Origin of the sequence: Amycolatopsis sp. NPDC059657 (assembly GCF_042734395.1) — a bacterium.
In the GTDB taxonomy this organism is placed as follows: Bacteria; Actinomycetota; Actinomycetes; order Mycobacteriales; family Pseudonocardiaceae; genus Amycolatopsis.
Genome location: NZ_JBHWEB010000044.1, coordinates 47,404 through 63,851, shown reverse-complemented (window position 1 = coordinate 63,851; position 16,448 = coordinate 47,404). Strand labels below are relative to the sequence as shown.

The window sequence follows — 16,448 nt, the reverse complement described above, 5'->3', positions numbered from 1 at the left end:
TCACCAGCCAAACGCGGTGTAGAGGAACGAGGTTGCAGCCGACACTTTGCGCGCGTTGTTGTGGTAGACGATCACGCCAGCACCGGACGCGGTACACGCGAAGGTGACGTGCGGGCCGATTGCGGCGGTATCCGTCGAGGAGTAGCTGAGCGAGATGGTCCCGTTGGGAAACGGGGCTTTGTAGTTGAAGCTGATGTTGCCGCTGGCGTCAGTGGTCGCGTTGACCTGCCCGCAGCGCACGAGGATCGGTGCGCCGTCCGGCGGGTTCACCGCGTTCATGTTCGGGCCGACTTGGCTGGCGAACGCGACGCCGACCGATGGCTGCAGTCCGCTTTTCGTCATCTCGCCGACGTCGAGCTTGTCCTGGCGCGCGATGCGCGCTCCGATGTGCAGGTCGGCGGGGACGCTCGCCGCGGTTGGCGCGAACATGAGCACGTCGCGGGTTGTCGGTGCCACGACGACCTGCAGCCCGGCCGACCAGGCATCCGCGGCTGTGAGCTCCTTGCCGCGGACGACGGTCACCTGGTTGGAGCCGCTGGAGTGGCCGGAGATCCAGACGATCTCGTATTTGTTGGTCGCCGGGTCGATGATGATTGCAGGCATGTACTTCCCGTTGGCACCAGCGGAAAGGTCGGTCGGCAACGGGATGAAGCCGTCAGCCACGATGACGGTGTCGGTGATTCCGACCGGGTTCTTCAGCGTGGCGAAGAAGAAGTCCCGCGTGGCCCTGAATTCGAACGTCACTGGCTTCTCCTAAGGACGTCGTCGCCCGCGACGAATTGCGTCGCCTGTGCTGTGATTTGCTTGGTGGATTCGGGCATCGACGAGGTCGACCAGCACGCCGCCGACGAGCAACTTCCCGCTGAGCTCGAACGGACCTGTCGACGCGGCGACCGCAGCGGACGAGCTCGGCATGCGTCCCGCGATGCCGCCGTTCGCGAACCGCTGCATCAGCTGAAAACCGCGACGCCGAGCCAGCTCCTGCAGCAGCGCGAGCGACCTTGGCGCGTTGTCGTCGGGGATGTAGAACTCGTCGTCTCGCAGCCGGTCCCCGACGATCCGCCAAGTGTTTGGCTTCACGACCGACGCGAGGCCAGCACGCATCGGTGTCAGCTTGTGCACGCCGCCGTCCGCGTAGGCCGTTGCGGTCACGATGTTGCCCTTGGCGTTCGCGTTCAGTGTGGTACTACCCACGACTCCGGTGGCGGAGTTGTAGACGAGCTTCGCGAAGACAGAGATCGTCTTGTTGGGCGGCTGCCAGCTGCGCACCGTCGCATCCGCCGGTGCGGTGTTGGCGTCGACCTTAGTGATTGCGCCGGTCGCATCGGTCTTGTACTTCCACTCCAGCACCTTCCCTGTGGCTGGGTCGGTGGTCGTGAAGGTGGTCGTATAGCCGCCGGTTCCGTCGGCAACGGCCTTCCAGGTGCGAACCTGGCCGGTCGCCGGGTCGATGTTCGTGTAGGTCGTCGTGTTCCCGACGGTGACGGCCGTGGTGTTCTTCCAGTCGAGAACCGCGCCTGTGGCAGGGTCGATGTTCGCGCCGACGGTCGCCTGCGCTTTCAGCGCTTCCGTCTCGTTCTTGAACTTCGTCACCGTCGCGGTCGCGCTGGACGAGTCGGCGGTGATGACGATTTCCTTGCCATTCGGCAACTTCACGACCGCTTGCCCGGCCTCATTGACGCCAACCGTGAACCCCGCAGCGGCCGCCGAGGCGACGTCCAGCTTTGAGATCATGATCTGCAGCGACTGCGGCAGTTCGCCCTTGTAGGTCTTGGCCAGCTCGGCGAGCTGCTTGTTCGCCGCGACATAGCCGTCGTGCTGCTTGCCGATCGCGTCCGTCGCATTCGACGATGCCTCAGCGTCTTTGCGCTTGGCCTCGATCAGGTTGAGCATCGCGACTTCTTGGTTGCGCAGTGCGCGGCGGACTTCCTCCGAGTCCGCAGGGAACTTCTTCTGCGACTCGTCCACGGCTTTCTGCGCGGTGGCCAGCTGGTCCAGCGCATCGCGGTACGAAAGGTTCGCCGTCGCCGCGTTCTGCGCGGAAGCCGCCTGCTGAAGCTGCGCGTCCCACAGAGAGATGGTCGCCTTGTCCACCTTGTTCGCCGCCGCAGCCAACTGCAGGTAAAGTTCCCGTGCCTCCTGGTTCCGCTTGATCTGCTCACCCAACGCGCCGTTCGCGTTGATGATCGCCTCGACCTGCGACCGCTGAGCGGCCGTCAGCTGAACGAACGACGTGCCGGTCTCATCCGCGCCCGACGAGACCTTGTCGATCTGCTCGGAAAGGTCGGAGAAGTTCTTGCCGCTGCTGAGTGCTTCCCTGCCGATCTTGACGAGGTTGTCGGCAACGGCCGGGCCGACGCCGAGCTGGTCGCCGATAGACCGCAGCGCCCCGTCGGATGCCTTTTCGACCTCGCTGAGCGCTAGCGCGTTTCCGTTGGCCGCGGCCGCGTACAGGTCGAAGCTGGCTCCTGCGGCGCGCGCGTTGTTCGCGACGTTCTTGTCTGCCAGGGCCTTGTTGTTCGTGTTGATGATGTCCTGGTTGATCAGGCCACCGGACGTCTTGTACGCGCCCGCCAGCTCGTCGACGGCGGACTTGTGCTCGCGGGCAGCAGCCGCGGCTTCCTCCTGATGACTGGACAGCAACGAGAGCAAGATGCCCGCGCCCGCGAGCGCAATTCCCCACGGTCCACCGAGCGCGCTCACCAGCCCGCCAGCGGCGAGACGGACGCCGGTCGCAGCACCAGCCGCAACTCCCGCGACGGTGCTGAACCGGCTCGCGCCCGCCGAAGCCGTTTGGAAAGCGTTGCGGACCGCAGACAGTCCGGCAGACCGCTCAACGAGGGTCCCCATCGCGGCGCTCAGCGTGTTGATGGGTTGCCCGGCGCCGGCGGCCGCGTCCTTGATCTGGCCGGTCTGCTGCACGAAGCTGCGAACAGCCGCGACGGCGGGCACCGTTGAGGTGCCGAGCGCGGCCACCGCGCCACCGAGACGGCTGACGGGCGCGCCTGCGTTCTCGACGATGCCCCGCTGGACGCGCACCTCGTCGCCGAACTGGCGGATCGCAGCGGCGCCAGCGGCCGCGCCGGACACCACCGCGCGGACGGGCGCGGTGACCGTGGACACGGCGCGCCCGAACAGCGACGTCTTGGTCGCGCCTTCCTGCGCTGCACCACCGATGCCGGTGAGCGCGCTCTTCAGCGAGCCGAGGATCGCGGGCCCGACCCGCAGCGCCAGCAACGCGAGCGCGGCGGTCTGGATCGGACCTGGCAGGCCCGCGAACACGGAGATCGCGGCGCCGACGAGCGCGACGAGCGGCGAGAGGATCTGCACGACGAGCTTCGCAGCGTCGTAGGCAAGCTCGAGCGCGAACCGGACGGCGCCGAGCGGCCCGCTCGCCGTCGCCGCGGACTTCTCCAGCCGGCCGATGCCGTCCGCAACGGGCTGCACCGCGGTGGCAGCCGCCTTCATCGTGCTCGCGAACCCATCGACCGCGGTCCTGACGATCCCGATGCCGGAGTCGACCACGCGCTTCGCGCCGTCGACGATCGGCGTGAACAGCCGCTGGGCCACCCCGGCCACTTCGGACGCTTTGGACTGGATCGCCTGCGCGATCCCGGGGCCGAGACGCTCGCCCTCCTTGACGACGTTCTTGACCCCGGCAGCAACCTGCGGACCGAGCTTCGTGACGATCGAGGTCGCGGCCTTGGTGCCCGCCTCGAGCGGACCGGAGATCGCATCGAAGATGTCCAGGCCAACGGTCTCAAGCTGCGACTTGAAGCCTTCGATGGCGCCGCCGAGCCCTTTGGTCTTCGCAGCCGCGAGCTCCTGTGCGCCGCCCGCCTTCGACACGGAGGCGGCCATTTTGTCCCAGTCGGCCGCGCTGGTCTGCGCGGCCACACCGGCGAGCCGCACCGCATCGGTCCCGAACAGCGTCGCCGTCGCAGCGGCGTACTGCTGGTCGGTCATCCGGCCGCTGGCCGCGTTGAGCTGGCTCATGACCGACTCAAGACCGACGAACTTGCCGCTGGCGTCGAACGCCTTGAGACCGAGGTCCTTCATCGCCGCCGCGGCGGGCTTCGAAGGCGAAGCAAGCTGGGTCAGCGCGGTCTTCAGCAACGTGCCGGCGTCGGAGCCCCGGATGCCCGCGTTGGCGAGCAGGCCGAGCGCGGTCGCGGTCTCGTCGATGCTGATACCGAACTGATGGCTTACGGTGCCCGCTTGCTTGAGCGCCTCGGCCATGTCGGTGATCTCGCCACTGGCCGCGTTCGCGGTGTTGGCGAGGACGTCCGCGACGTGCCCTGCCTGGTCGGCGGACAGCCCGAAAGCGTTGAGCGCGTTGCCCTGGATCTCGGCCGCGCGCGCCGCGTCAATCTGGGCCGCCGCCGCGAGCTCCAGCGTGCCTTTGGCCGCGGTCATGGCCTGGTCGACACTCAGCCCGGACTTGGCGAGCTCGAGCATCGCCGACGCGGCGTCGGCCGCCGAGGTCGCGGGCAGCGACAGGTCAGCACCGAGTGCCTTGGCGACCGTCGCAACCTGAGACATCTGGGCGCCAGTCGCGCCGGTGACGGCCTGCAGGTTGTTCAGATTGGACTGGTACTCGATGCCTTTGTCGATGACGACTTTGAGTCCGGCGGCCGCGATGCCGGTGCCGACGGCGATTGCCGTGCCGAGTCCTTTGGAGACGTTCCCGACCGGGCCGAGCGCTGACCGGAGCCCGCGCTCGACCTTGCCGTCGAAGCCTTTGAGGTTCGGCTCGACATCGATTTCGATCTTGCCACCGGCCAAGGGAGAGACACCCCCTCGGCGTGCTGGTCAGCTATCTAGACCCATGATCGAGTCGAAGTCGGCGGAGCTCACGTGCCGAACCTCGGCTGGTTCGTTCTGTGCGTTGTAGAGCTCGACCGCGGCGTTGTATTCGTTCCACCGCAGTTCGGCGATCTTCGGCGGCCGGTATGCCACGGGTGGGACGATCGGGTGGTTCGGCGGCTTGATGCCCGCTCGTTTCGCGAGCGCTCGTTCGCGTTTCACCGCACGGTCTTCCGGGTCTGTGATCCGGTCGACCCATTCAAGTTCGGCTTGCCAGGCCGCGATGTCGAGCATCCGAGCGGCGTTCTCTTCGACGATGCCCCATGGCGGGCCGTCGTTCTCGGCCTGTGCGAGCGCAGAGTCCGCAGGCAGCTTTCTGATGAGCGCTACGACGTCGGCGGCGGGCATTGTCCGCCAGGCGTGTCGCAGGTCGGTCTGGTAGTAGCGGCGGAAGTCAGAGAGGACGGCGTCCCAACGAGTCGTGACGAGCTCGGTCAGGACGCCGAGGATTCCCCCGCGTCCTGGCCAAGGATGAACTTCATCAGCCGCTCGGTCCACACCTTCTGTTGCTCGGCGAGGATCGGCTGCCGCTGCCGTTCGAATGCCGCGACCAGCTCGTCCTTTTCGGACGGGTCGAAGAGGAGCACAGCGATCGCGTCGACGACCTTGTCCTCGGCGTTGTAGTCCGTCAGCTGCTGCATGGTGGCCGACTTCACGAAACGGAACGCTTGCCCGCCGATCTTGACTCGCCGCTCGCCGAGAAGGCCGAGCTTGGACAGTTCCTCGTCGAGGTCGAGCAATTCGTCGCCTCGGTCGGGAACGACGAGCTGTTGCGGCTGGGCGGCTTTGGTGGTTCGTGGTGCTCGTTTGGGGGCGCCCTGCGTCATGCTGCTGCTCCTGTTCAGGCGAGCGGGTTGGAGGTGGTGAACTTGCGGATGGCCTTGCCGCCGGAGTCCGGCGCGAGCGGCGAGATTTCGAGCGGCCAGCCCTCGATGTCCTCGCCGTCCATGGTCTCTTCGGGAATGGACGCGAGCTCGCCCTTTTCGATGTAGTACGCCTTCTGCTCGGTCCCGTCGTAGACACGAATGATGAGCGCGAATTCCTCGTCGTCACCGGCGATGTGCTCGTACCCGCCGGCGGCCGCCGAGACGGAGCCGCCGCGAAGCAGCGTGAGGATGGTGGCCTTCGAGTTGTCGACGGGTTCCAGCGCGATCGTGCCGACCGGCGGCTGCTTCTTGGTCTTGTACGCGGCGCCCGACTTGTTGTTCCAGATGTCGAGCGGGTCGACCTGACGGTCCTGTGTGACCTTGAATCCCGCCCTGATGCCGCCGTAGGCGTCCCAGCCGGAAAGGCTCGCGGCGAAGATGTTCGCCGGGATCGCGGTGCCCGCGGGCGCGCGGAAGGCGTCGCCGTCTTCCCACACGCGGGCCTTGGAGCTGTCCGCATACGTGGACATGTGTCCTCCTGGTGTGTCCCGCAGCGCGGGGATGGTGGATACCGATGCGGGGGCGTCCTGGATATGGGGCGCTGTGGAAGAAAGGCCGGTCCGCCGCCAGGGCGCCCCCGCCATGAACGGCGGACCGGGGACCGGGATCTATCGCAAGTGGATGATCAGTTCGGCGCGGATCAGCGCCCAGTGCACGACGTTCGCTTCGCCGCGGCTGCGATCCGGGTCCATCGGCAAGGGCCCGTCGGTGAGCCGCGGCGTGTAGGTGACGTCGCCCCAGATCTGCTGGCCGGATCGGTCGAGCACCCGCGCGGCGGCCGCGCAGATGTCCCACGACACCGTCTCAGGTGCCTTGCTGTTCACCCAGCCGGTGGCGCAGCCGTGCAGCTGCACAGTGCCACGCCAGCCAACGCTGCGGCTCGACGAGGACAGTGGGCTGGCCGCGCAGCGCAGCACCGCATACGGCGTAGTAACGTCTTCCGGCGCGCGCGTGCCGAGCCGGGACTGCGTGAGCGCAGCAAACGGCCCGTCGGCGAGCAGCAGTTCCCGGATCGGCTCAGCCAGGTTCGGCAGCGTGTACGTGCCGGTCATCGTGCACCCCAGCCCGAATAGCGGCCGTACTTGGACGCGGCCTCGGTCAGAGTCATGTGCGCCGGGGTGTCCGAGGTGCCGTACTCCTTGTAGATCGACTCGGGATCGGTGTCCACGATGGACACCTGGTCGCCGTTGGTCTCGACGTGGATGCCGTCCCGATACTCCCCGGTTAGCACCGGCGCCGACGCGACCGCGTCCCCCGCGGCCTGGTGCGCGATCTCTACCCGCTGTTCCGTCGAGATCTTGCGTGCCTCGGCGAGCAGCTGGTCCCGGTAGAGCGTGATCCGGACGGCCACGATCAGGCCTCGGTCGCGACGATCGTGATCGTGTTCACCGAACCGGTCACCAGCACCTCGGACCCGTAGATGTTGACAGGCCAGCCGCCCGCCATCCTGCTCTGAGCACCGGTGAACGTGTAGGTCAGCGGAGGAACGGTCTGCCCGTCCACTTTGTTCGGGAACGCGATGGTGACCGTGCCGCCCGCGGCCGCGATCATCTCCAGCGTCAGGTGCCCGCCGTTCGGGATGCGGTTGCCGTTGGTCGGGTCGCACGCCACCGGCGTCGGCTTGACGATCGCGGTCTTGTGGTCGAGGTAGGTCGGCGTGATGAGGGTGGCGGGCATGACGAGCTCCTAGCTCTGCATGTCGGAGATGAGCCGGGCGAGCGCGGCGACGTACTTCGTCGCGCGCTCGGGGCGGCGGGCGGGCTTGCCCTGGACTTCGAACGTCCGGCCGGACGCGTCGACGACGGTCGAGTCTTCGCGCAGCGGCGTGCCAGGTCGCACGAGGATCGTCCAGTAGCTGATGGTGGTGTCCTGCGTGCCGCCGAGCTCGACCTGCGAGCCGTGGTCCTTGATGGACACCTGGGAAAGACGGGCCGCGACGTTAGGCGTTTCCGCCGGCGGCAGCGGGATCTGCTGACCCGTTGCCGGGTCGGTTACGGTTCCGACCACCGGGTTTCTGATCGTCACCACCTGGTCCAGCCTCACGGTCGCCTCCCTCTTGCGGCTCCTCGCGCGCCGGCGGTTCGGTCGTCAGCGTGCCGTTCGCCAGGCCGTCGACGACGAACTTCGAGGTGCGGGACGCGTAGTGCTCGGCGCCGTCCGCGTCGTAGACGACGGCAACGCTCGGGCCGGGGTCGTGGATCGGGGTCGTGCTCTCGTCAGGCATGTGTCATCCCGGGTGGACGGAGAACGCTTTGCCGCGTTCGTCGGTGGTTGTCGGTGTCAGAAGGTCGACCTGGGTATCGGTGAGGTAGAGCTCGGCCGCAGCGCCGACACGGATCTGCACCGACCTCTCCGGATAGGTCTCGCCCTGCTTGGCCGGTCCGGTCTCCGCGACGTCGATGGCGAGCATCGCGACCTGGCAACACACGCCCTTGGCTACGGCCGTATCAACTCGACCCGCCGCGATCTCGACGTCAAGATCGACCCCTGCGACCTTCCTGATGCGGGCCCGCATGAATGCGGAGACGTCCTCCAGCAGCGCGTTGGCCTGATTGGTCTGCACTGCATCGAAGGTGAGGCCGAGCCTGGTGGCCACTTCCGTGGCGATCGCGTACGTGGCCACCAGACCTCACTCCTTCTCGGCTTCGATCGCGGCGCGCTGCTCGTCGACGGCGGCGATGATCTCCTCGCGGTTGGCGTCCTCGGACACCGAGTCGAACCAGCCGGTGCTCATCGCGTACTCGCGCCACGCGTCGGCACCGGATCCCTTACCGCTGCGGGGCGGCTCGGGAAGCGGCTCGGTCGGCGCCGCTGCAGGCGACTGATCGCCATCGCCGACCGGCTGTTGCTGGACTGCCTCATCGGCCGCGGCCGCAGGAACCGGATCGGCGGGCGGGGCCGGCGGTGGCTCGGTGATGATGGAAGCCTGGCCGCGTTCGGGCTCGACCTCCCACACCTTCGGGTTGGTGATCTTCTCCGTGGCCCAGTCGGGCACGGCGGAGTACGGTCCGAAGACGTGGGTGGCGCCTGCGTCGTCCGTGACGTGCACGGTGGTGCGCAGGCGGCCCATCAGATGACGTCCGCGACGAAGGACAGGTCCGGCTGCGCCAGGATCGGCAGCGCGATCGCCGAGCCGATCGTGAACACCCGAACCGGGGTCTCCTTCTGCTTGAACGCGCCGACGACGATGCCCGGCTGCTCGTTCGCGGCGATCCCGTACTCCGGCTCGAGGGACTCGGCCGTGGTGCCCCACAGCGTGGCGCCCATGTCCGAACCGTTGGCCGGGAGGAACAGCAGCTTGTCCGCGGGGATGAACCGCTGCGCGACGCCGTTGCGCTTCGCCTGCGCGTCGAACCTGGTGATGGTCGGCAGGTCGAAGTCCTGCAGCACCTGGTTCAGCTGCAGGAGAGTCACCTGACCCGGCACGGTCGTGGCCAGCGGGTACACCAGGAGACCGACCTGCTTGTTCCGCAGCATGTGGTTGATGACCGTGGTGCTGGTCAGGATCGTTCCCGGCCGCTCACCGTTGGTCGTGGTGTACGTGTCGGCCCACGTCTGCAGGTCGTCGATCACCGTCGCGTTCGTGTGGTCGGACCACGCGATCGCCGCGGACACCGAGTGGCTGCCCGACCGGTTGAAGGAGACGGTCGCCTGAACGCCCTTCTCCGCGATCGTGACCGAGCCGTTCACCAGAGCGTCGGCGCGGGCGAACTCCAGCCGAGTCTGGATCTGTCGTGCGATCCGTTCGGCGTCCCGCAGGAACAGGTCGCGGATCGCCTGGTCGGCGTTCGCGCGCAGCCGGAGCGTGTCGTACTCGCCGAGGACGTACTGCTGCCCGATGGGCGGCAGTTCGCCGGTGACGCGCTCGATGCCCTCGCGGGACCCGAAGCCCGGCTCGGCGTCGTACGCCCGGTAGTTCGCGGCCTCGAGGAGACCGCCGGCGCCCTTGTCGTACCGGTACACGAGGTCGTTGACCTCTCGGTACGGCATGTACTGCGCCAGCCGGAACGCGTTCTCCGGCCGGTCGGCGAGCGCCGCTCGCGCGTAGCCGGTGAGCTGCGCCGGGGTGATGTATTCGTTGAAGATGTCCATTTACAGCACCCCTTTCAGAGTTCGAAGATGATTCGGCCGGCGGCGTCCGCGCGACCGGCGGCGTCGACGGGGATCGGCAGCTTGGCGTTGACGACGCGGCCGTGTTCGAGCATCGCGCCGACGACGTCCGTGGACGTCGATGCGGGAGCGGCCACCCTGAACATCAGGAACCCGGCGAACACCTCGGTACCGTCGGCCGAGCCGTCAGCACCGCCCGCGGTCGTGGTCGCGACGTTGACGACGCCGGTGCCGCCGGTGGGCGTTGTGGTCATCGCAGCGACGTTGGTGTCGGCGAGCGCGCCGCCGAACGTCACGGTCCACGGGCCGCCCGCGCTGCCGGTCACGGTGACGTCGCCGACACCGATGTTGGACAGCGCTTCGAGCGCGGCCTGAACCTGAGCGGCGGTCGCGGCAGCCACGAGCGAGCTCGTGGTCTGGCCGTTCCACGTGATCGTGAAGCTGGTCAGGCCGGAGCCGCCGACGGTGAGCGTCTGGACCTCGTCGGTGGTGCCGCCGTACGGGCCGTACAGCCCGCTGGCGGTGATCCTGCCGAGTGCCAGTCCGGACTTGAAGAAGCCGTCCGGGTAGTGGAGCGACGGCGTGAATGCGGAGGTGTCGAGCGTGACCGAACGGCACGATCCGACACCGTGGCGCGAGCCCAGCCAGGACGTGTCGTCCACGGCGAAGGACTCGGACCGCTGGGTCAGGTCCATGGTGTTTCCCTTTCGGGGTCAGGTTTTCTGTGGGTTGCGCTGCGCGTAGAGCTCGCGCCCTGACGCGACCGACGTGGTCGCTGGAGGCGCGGGTGGGGTTCCCTGCCCGGGAAGTGGCGCCGGAGGCGGTGTTCCGGGCGGCGTAGCTGGCGGGGTTCCTCCAGCTGCTGCCGCGATGGCCGCGAGCATTTCTCCGACCGTCTTGGCCTGGGCTTCGAGCCCGGCTTCGTCGGTCGCGGTGAGCAGGTGCAGGTGCGTGGCCGGGATGCTGTGGGTATTGGCGGCGGTGAGGCGGAATCGCTCCTGCTTCTCGAACGCCAGGTCCTTCTGCATCTGGGCGAGCGCGGCTGCGGTGCGCTCCTGGTCGGTCATCCCGGCGTTCTGCGCTGCCGTCGCGGCGGCGAGCTGCCGGACCAGATCCGCGTTCTTCTCGCGCTCGGCGGCCAAGGCGGCGAGCCCTGCCGGGCCGAGTGCATCCGCTGCGGGTGGCGTGGGCGTCGCGCCAGCGGCCGGTGCAGCGGGAGGGGGCGCAGCGGGTGCTGCTGGCGGGGTCGCGGGCGGTGCCGGAGTCGGCGGTGCTGCCGGTGGCGTCGCGCCTGCCGGTGGCGTGCCGATGGGGGTGGAACCGCCGAGGATCGGCCAGATCGGCGAGCCGTTCTTCTTGTAGCCGAGCGCCGTCAGCGGCTGGCCTGTGATCGGGTGCCGCTTGGTGGTGTGTTCGGGCAGGGTGTTCCGCATCGCGCGGTCCTCCGTGGATGGTCGTCGTCTCGCGCGTCGCGCGTCGAGGCGTTCGCTCCGCACATCGCGTGTCAGAGCTGGGTGTTCTCCTCTGGCCATCGCGGCTCAGGGGAAATCTGTGTAGCTCATCAGGGAGCCGTAGAGCTCGCCGTAGATGTAGGCGAGCTCTTCTTCGCGTTGGCCACAGTCGCGGCTGAGTCGAACGTCGCGCTTGACGTTCATGCGGTAGATCTGGACCGCGGCGTGCACGAGTTCGTGAGCGACGATCTCGCTTGTAACGTGGCCGTCGATCAGCCGAAGTGTTCCGGCGAATCCGTTGCGCGGGTATTCGATGGCGCCGTCGTCGTGCTCGATCCAACCTGTCGGCTGGAAGCAGCCGAGGCAGCCATCCCACCAGCCAGGCTCGTCGTGCCACGGCGCGAGGCGTTTCGCTGCGGCGGCGAAGTGTGCCTCGTCGGGATGGATGCGGACCCAGCACCAGCGTCTGGGTCCGATCCGGTCCGTCGAGATCGTGAACCTACGGAGTCGCGGAGCCATCAGTCGACCAGTCGCGCTTCCAGTCCGGGAACGCCTGCGTTCCAGCGCGGACGAGCGCGTCGATCGTGCGCTCGATCGCGGTTTGGTCGAGCGTCACTCGCCAGCCAGTGAACGGTTCCGCTGGCTCACCCACCGGGTCGGCGGGGTTCGCTGGCGTCACGAACTTGCTGTCGAGGTTGACGGACGCGAGCTGCACGTGACCCGAGCTGACCACCACGTCCCCCGGCTGGTACTCCGAGCAGTCACAGACGTCGACGAAGGCCGTCCAGGACGTCGCGCAAGCCCTGCAAAACCGGCTCTCTGGGCGCCACGTAACCTCGGCCCGCCAGCGCCGCTGGACCGTGTCGGTGATGTTTTCCTTGGGCATCCCGCCCACCTTCTCTCTGTCCGCCCCATCCCGAGGCGTTGTCCTGCTCAGGTCAGAGCAGGTATCCAAATCTCCGTAGCTGCCGCAGGATTTCCGTTCTGTCCCAACCGAATTGCTCGGCCAGGCTGTAGATCTCGTCCGGCAGCAGCCGGGGAGCTTTCGCAAAGAAGTTCCGCTTACCCGGGCGACGCCGCATCTCCGAGTCGGCGCGCTTCCGGAACGTGCCGTCGTCGAGGATTTCGTAGCCGCCGAACGTTGCCCGGCGCGTGGTGCCGACGGTCGTGGCTTTGACCTCCTGCCCGAAGGCAGTGGCTACCTCGATTCCCTGTCGGGCGTTCACGACCTGCGAGATATTCGCTCCGTCGCGGATCGCCTGCGCGCCACCCGAGGTGAAGATCCGGTCTTGGTCCTTCGTGGACAACGACCGGAAGTAGACCTTCGGGTCGGTCGTCCAGTCCCCCGCGACGTCCTCGGCAGCCGGGATGTTCCGGCAGTCGCACCGCGGGTGCCGCCGGAACGCGCCGATCTTGTAGACCCGCCCGGCCAGCACGGCGCACCGCGCGCACGACTTGCCGTTGAGCATCCGCACGTACCGATTCGCACCACGGCTCGTCATCGCGGCGGCCGCCGCCGCTCGGCCGGTGTCCTGCATGCCGGTGAGCACGATGGACATCGCGACCAGGTCGGCGTTCCGGCGGGCCTCGTCGGAGCCGAGCGTTCGCGCGGCCTTCGCCACCGAGATCGGCGCGTAGATCAGGTTCTTCAGCCAGGACCCGCCGCCCTCGGTGATGTCGGCGAACCCCTCGGTGTTGACCTCCGGCCCGGCGAGTACGGTCGCGCCCTGTTCCTCGAGGACCGCGGTCACGTATCGGTCGGCGTCCTCGGTCGTCGCGACCTGCAGCACCAGGAGGTTCTCGGCCGCGTCGGCGATCGCGTTACGCCACCGCGTCGGGTTCGATGCGCCCGCGCGGGTGGCCGGTCCGAGCACCGCGAGCGCCTCCTGCGCGAGCGCGGTCTGACGGTTGGCGTAGGGACGGGCGATATCAAGCACCGACGGCGGCAGGGACATCGGTCACTCCCGGCTCGGCGGGCTGATCCGGGTTCACGCCGACGCCGACGTCGAGGTTGCGGAGGTCGTTCGCCGCGCGCCGGAAGTCCGCGGCACGGTCGGCCATGCGCTTGCGCATCCCGGCCTTGGTCTGCTCGCTGTACCCGATGTCGGTCCAGGCCTGCTCGTTGTCGATGACACCGCCACCGACCGCCTTCACCGCGGCGTCGATCCGCGATGCGAGCGTCGGCGTGGCGGCGTTGCGCCACTTCGACTCCATCGACGCGATCCTGTTCGGGTCCTTCTCCATTATCGCCCACTGGATCCGGGCCGCTCGGTTCCACGCACCGCCGTACCAGAGCTGACGCTTCTCGGTGCGGAGCACGAGCCGCTCGAGCGCGTAGAGGATTGACTCGGCCGACGGCGGGTTCTCGCTGGAGTAGCCCATGTAGCTAGGCGGCATCCCGTACTTCGACGCGACCGTGAGCGCGAGGACCTTATAGCTCTCGTGGAAGTTCCGCAGGTCACTGGCCGAGAACTGGCCGACCTGGATCGGTGGCGCGGTCTCGCCGCGGACTGTCGACTTCGCGTGAGGGATGCCCCAGACGTCTCCGGTGGCGACCTTCCACAGCGGGATCGGCTTGTTGTTCTCGTCGACGAAGTCTTTCGCCGTGGCGCCGACGATCCACTTGCGACCGACGGCGTGGTGCTCGATGCCGGCCATCATGTTCGTCATCGTCTGGTTAGCACCGTCGAGGCCGTGCTGCAGCTGCTTCAAGTCCGAGAAGTACCGGCCGCGGCGGGGATTCGACCGCATCGGTACGAGCGGCACGCTGGGTAAGCTGCGGTCGTTGGCGATCACACGTGACCAGTTGCCGAGGTCGGGCAGCTGCTCGAACTTCCCCTTGTCGTTCATCTCGTACACGCGGCATGGCCCGAACGCGCCGTCCGTGACGGTCGGGAACGTCGGGATGTAGAGCGCGGCGCGCTCGGTGTTGCCGCCTTCGAAGTTGTCTTCCTGCCACCGCTTGAGACCGACGATGGGCTGCCGGGTCCGCGGGTCAAGCTCGACGGCGACCTCGTCGGCGTATTCGGTGGTGACCATCGGTCCGCCGCCGGGGCCGTCCGGACCGACCATGACGTACTGCAGGCCGCCGACGCCGGCGGCGATGTGCGCCTCGTCGCTGGCCTCGTCGAGGTCGTTGGCCTGCCAGGCTTGGTTGAGCTCGTCGACGGGCTGCTCGCCGGAGAGGAACGCCTCGTGCCGGAGCCGTTCCACAACGGACTCGATCACGAGCTCGGACCAGGGCATGAGCATCGGCGGGAACCGGCCGTCCTGCTCGGCGATGATCCGCGCGACGTACACGAGGTCCTGCTCGAGGTCCATGTACTTCCACCACAGGACCGCGTCTTCGCGCTGCTGCTCGGCGCGGTCCTTGAGCCGCCCGTACCACTGCTCGGGTGTGAGGTCGGACAGCTTCACGCGGACCTCCCCCTGCTCGAAACGACGATCTTGCGGCTTTCCGGCGGCGCAGTTTCAGCAAGCGGCGACCGGAGCATCGCGTTGCACGCCATCGCTGCGGCGGGCACGCCGTCGATTCGCTTACCGGTCTTGCTGCGTTCCGGCTTGTCCGGCCGGATCAACTCCGGGTTGTACGGTGCTTTCCGCACCTCGACCTGGTCGAAACAGCTGCGCGCTACCGGGTTCCCGTGGTGCATCAGGAGGTTCTGTTTGACCAGCGCCATCAGCTCGTCCATGCCGGGAGTCATGGACTGGTAAGTGTTGTTGTACGACTCGATCTCCCAGATACCGGTGCGTGCCTCGACCTCCTGGATGACCGGCGCCATCGACCACTGGTCGGCGTCCGCGGCGACGAGCTCGAAGTCGTTCGCGTCCTTCTCGACGTCGGCGTAGATCCGCTGGTAGTCGACGACGTTTCCCTCGGTGATCGTGATCCAGCCTTCGCGGGCCCAGCGGGTGAACTTGCCGTCGTTGTGCTTGTCCAGCTCGGGCAGCGCATCCTCCGGCAGCCAAAACCTCCACATGGCGTGAACCCAGCGGTCTTCCGGAACGAGCACGCACCAGGCGGTGAGGTCGAACTTCGCCGCCAAGTCCATCCCTGCCCACGCCGGCTTCCCAACGAGCCGCGAGCGGTGATAGTCCGGCTTCAGCCACACGTCGCCAGCGCACTCGTCGTACAGGTGCATCGGCATCCAGCGGAACTTCTGCCGCACCCACTGCGCGAGCCGGTACTGGCGGAACGAGTTTTCCTTCGCCGGGTCGTTGCGCGCCTCCTGCGCTTCCTCGCGAAGTGCCTGCCACGACAGGAACTCGCCGAGCGCGGGGTTCGCGAACTTCCAGCCCGATTCGTCCCACGGGTCGGCGTCCGGCGGTGTGTTCCGCAGGAAGACGTGTGTATGCGGCGCCCGGTCGGGCTGCTCGGCGACGCGTTCCATCTCGTCGTGCATGCCGCCGCACCACGACGACGGGTCGTCGCCGGGCGTCGTCGCGGCGACCATCATCGCCTGGGAACGGGTTCCCATGGCGGTGCGCAGCGAGTCCCACAGGTCCCCATTCTTCTGGGTGAGGACCTCGTCGAAGACGATGCAGTGCGGGTTGTGGCCGAGGTTACCGGCGGCGTCCGCGGCGATGACCTCGTAGTAGGACCCGGTCTTCTCGTCGACGATGCGCTTCTCGTGCTTCTTGATGATCAGCCGCTTGGACAGCAGTGGCGACAGCTGCACCATTCGCGCGGCGACGTCGAACACCTTGCGGGCCTGGTCGCGGTCGCACGCGGCGCCGTAGATCTCGGCCGAGTCCTCGCCGTCGGCGCACAGCATGTAGAGCGCGATCCCGGCGAGGATTTCGGACTTGCCTTGCTTGCGGGCGAGCTCGATCCACACGATGTGGATGACTCGCACGTAGCGGTCGAACTCGTCGGACCAGCGGACCGGACCGAACACCGGGCGGATGATCTCGTGTGCCTGCCAGTCGGCGAGCAGGAACTTCTTCCGTGCCCAGACGCCCTTGGTGTGGACGAGGACTTCGGAGAAGAACAGCTCGGCGTGCCTGGCGCGTGGCTCGCAGAAGTGGTCGCCGCGCTCGGTGCACTCGATGTCGTCGAGCACGCGCCCGCAGATCGGAGGGGCCATGGTGACGC

The 16,448-nt window shown here is 67.7% G+C and carries 20 protein-coding genes; all 20 read right to left on the bottom strand.

Annotated features, from left to right (window positions below; genetic code table 11):
* The 20 genes from ACFV15_RS23985 to ACFV15_RS23890 all read right to left on the bottom strand — a co-directional run bounded on the left by ACFV15_RS23985 (window position 1) and on the right by ACFV15_RS23890 (window position 16,440).
* Window positions 1-744 carry a hypothetical protein gene (locus tag ACFV15_RS23985; RefSeq protein ID WP_378352809.1) on the bottom strand — a complete coding sequence of 248 codons (744 nt, stop codon included), beginning with the start codon at window positions 742-744 and terminating at the stop codon, window positions 1-3.
* 9 nt (window positions 745-753) lie between these two features.
* Complete coding sequence (locus ACFV15_RS23980; RefSeq protein ID WP_378352808.1) at window positions 754-4,785, bottom strand: phage tail tape measure protein; 4,032 nt, start codon at window positions 4,783-4,785, stop codon at window positions 754-756.
* A 27-nt stretch (window positions 4,786-4,812) separates the two neighbouring features.
* On the bottom strand, window positions 4,813-5,364 hold the full coding sequence (locus ACFV15_RS23975; RefSeq protein WP_378352807.1) for a hypothetical protein: 552 nt from the start codon (window positions 5,362-5,364) through the stop codon (window positions 4,813-4,815).
* Entirely contained in the window at window positions 5,301-5,693 is a 393-nt protein-coding gene (locus ACFV15_RS23970; protein WP_378352806.1) for a hypothetical protein, read from the bottom strand. Before ACFV15_RS23970 ends, ACFV15_RS23975 begins: the two co-directional genes overlap by 64 nt.
* Window positions 5,694-5,707: 14 nt before the next feature.
* Window positions 5,708-6,262 carry a hypothetical protein gene (locus ACFV15_RS23965; protein ID WP_378352805.1) on the bottom strand — a complete coding sequence of 185 codons (555 nt, stop codon included), beginning with the start codon at window positions 6,260-6,262 and terminating at the stop codon, window positions 5,708-5,710.
* Between the two features lie 138 nt (window positions 6,263-6,400).
* Window positions 6,401-6,844, bottom strand: coding sequence for a hypothetical protein (locus ACFV15_RS23960; protein WP_378352804.1), 444 nt, complete (start codon window positions 6,842-6,844; stop codon window positions 6,401-6,403).
* Complete coding sequence (locus tag ACFV15_RS23955) at window positions 6,841-7,143, bottom strand: HK97 gp10 family phage protein (protein WP_378352803.1); 303 nt, start codon at window positions 7,141-7,143, stop codon at window positions 6,841-6,843. The genes ACFV15_RS23960 and ACFV15_RS23955 overlap by 4 nt, the downstream gene beginning before the upstream one ends.
* Window positions 7,144-7,145: 2 nt before the next feature.
* Window positions 7,146-7,469 carry a hypothetical protein gene (locus ACFV15_RS23950; RefSeq protein ID WP_378352802.1) on the bottom strand — a complete coding sequence of 108 codons (324 nt, stop codon included), beginning with the start codon at window positions 7,467-7,469 and terminating at the stop codon, window positions 7,146-7,148.
* A gap of 9 nt (window positions 7,470-7,478) precedes the next feature.
* Window positions 7,479-7,709: a hypothetical protein gene (locus ACFV15_RS23945; protein WP_378352801.1), complete on the bottom strand. Its 231-nt coding sequence runs from the start codon at window positions 7,707-7,709 to the stop codon at window positions 7,479-7,481.
* A 22-nt stretch (window positions 7,710-7,731) separates the two neighbouring features.
* Window positions 7,732-8,016 (bottom strand): hypothetical protein, encoded by a 285-nt coding sequence (locus ACFV15_RS23940; RefSeq protein ID WP_378352800.1) that lies wholly within the window; start codon window positions 8,014-8,016, stop codon window positions 7,732-7,734.
* A 3-nt stretch (window positions 8,017-8,019) separates the two neighbouring features.
* Window positions 8,020-8,415 (bottom strand): Gp19/Gp15/Gp42 family protein, encoded by a 396-nt coding sequence (locus ACFV15_RS23935; protein ID WP_378352799.1) that lies wholly within the window; start codon window positions 8,413-8,415, stop codon window positions 8,020-8,022.
* 6 nt (window positions 8,416-8,421) lie between these two features.
* Window positions 8,422-8,862 carry a hypothetical protein gene (locus ACFV15_RS23930; protein ID WP_378352798.1) on the bottom strand — a complete coding sequence of 147 codons (441 nt, stop codon included), beginning with the start codon at window positions 8,860-8,862 and terminating at the stop codon, window positions 8,422-8,424.
* Entirely contained in the window at window positions 8,862-9,884 is a 1,023-nt protein-coding gene (locus ACFV15_RS23925) for a major capsid protein (protein ID WP_378352797.1), read from the bottom strand. Before ACFV15_RS23925 ends, ACFV15_RS23930 begins: the two co-directional genes overlap by 1 nt.
* Window positions 9,885-9,898: 14 nt before the next feature.
* Complete coding sequence (locus ACFV15_RS23920) at window positions 9,899-10,597, bottom strand: hypothetical protein (RefSeq protein ID WP_378352796.1); 699 nt, start codon at window positions 10,595-10,597, stop codon at window positions 9,899-9,901.
* A gap of 18 nt (window positions 10,598-10,615) precedes the next feature.
* Window positions 10,616-11,335, bottom strand: coding sequence for a hypothetical protein (locus ACFV15_RS23915; protein WP_378352795.1), 720 nt, complete (start codon window positions 11,333-11,335; stop codon window positions 10,616-10,618).
* A gap of 105 nt (window positions 11,336-11,440) precedes the next feature.
* On the bottom strand, window positions 11,441-11,872 hold the full coding sequence (locus tag ACFV15_RS23910; RefSeq protein WP_378352794.1) for a hypothetical protein: 432 nt from the start codon (window positions 11,870-11,872) through the stop codon (window positions 11,441-11,443).
* The gene (locus ACFV15_RS23905) at window positions 11,853-12,239 is read right to left on the bottom strand and encodes a hypothetical protein (protein WP_378352793.1); all 387 of its coding nucleotides are present in this window, start codon (window positions 12,237-12,239) and stop codon (window positions 11,853-11,855) included. The genes ACFV15_RS23910 and ACFV15_RS23905 overlap by 20 nt, the downstream gene beginning before the upstream one ends.
* A gap of 52 nt (window positions 12,240-12,291) precedes the next feature.
* Complete coding sequence (locus ACFV15_RS23900) at window positions 12,292-13,308, bottom strand: hypothetical protein (RefSeq protein ID WP_378352792.1); 1,017 nt, start codon at window positions 13,306-13,308, stop codon at window positions 12,292-12,294.
* Window positions 13,283-14,770 carry a phage portal protein gene (locus ACFV15_RS23895; protein ID WP_378352791.1) on the bottom strand — a complete coding sequence of 496 codons (1,488 nt, stop codon included), beginning with the start codon at window positions 14,768-14,770 and terminating at the stop codon, window positions 13,283-13,285. Before ACFV15_RS23895 ends, ACFV15_RS23900 begins: the two co-directional genes overlap by 26 nt.
* Window positions 14,767-16,440, bottom strand: coding sequence for a terminase large subunit (locus ACFV15_RS23890; RefSeq protein ID WP_378352790.1), 1,674 nt, complete (start codon window positions 16,438-16,440; stop codon window positions 14,767-14,769). The genes ACFV15_RS23895 and ACFV15_RS23890 overlap by 4 nt, the downstream gene beginning before the upstream one ends.
* Window positions 16,441-16,448 lie beyond the last annotated feature (8 nt).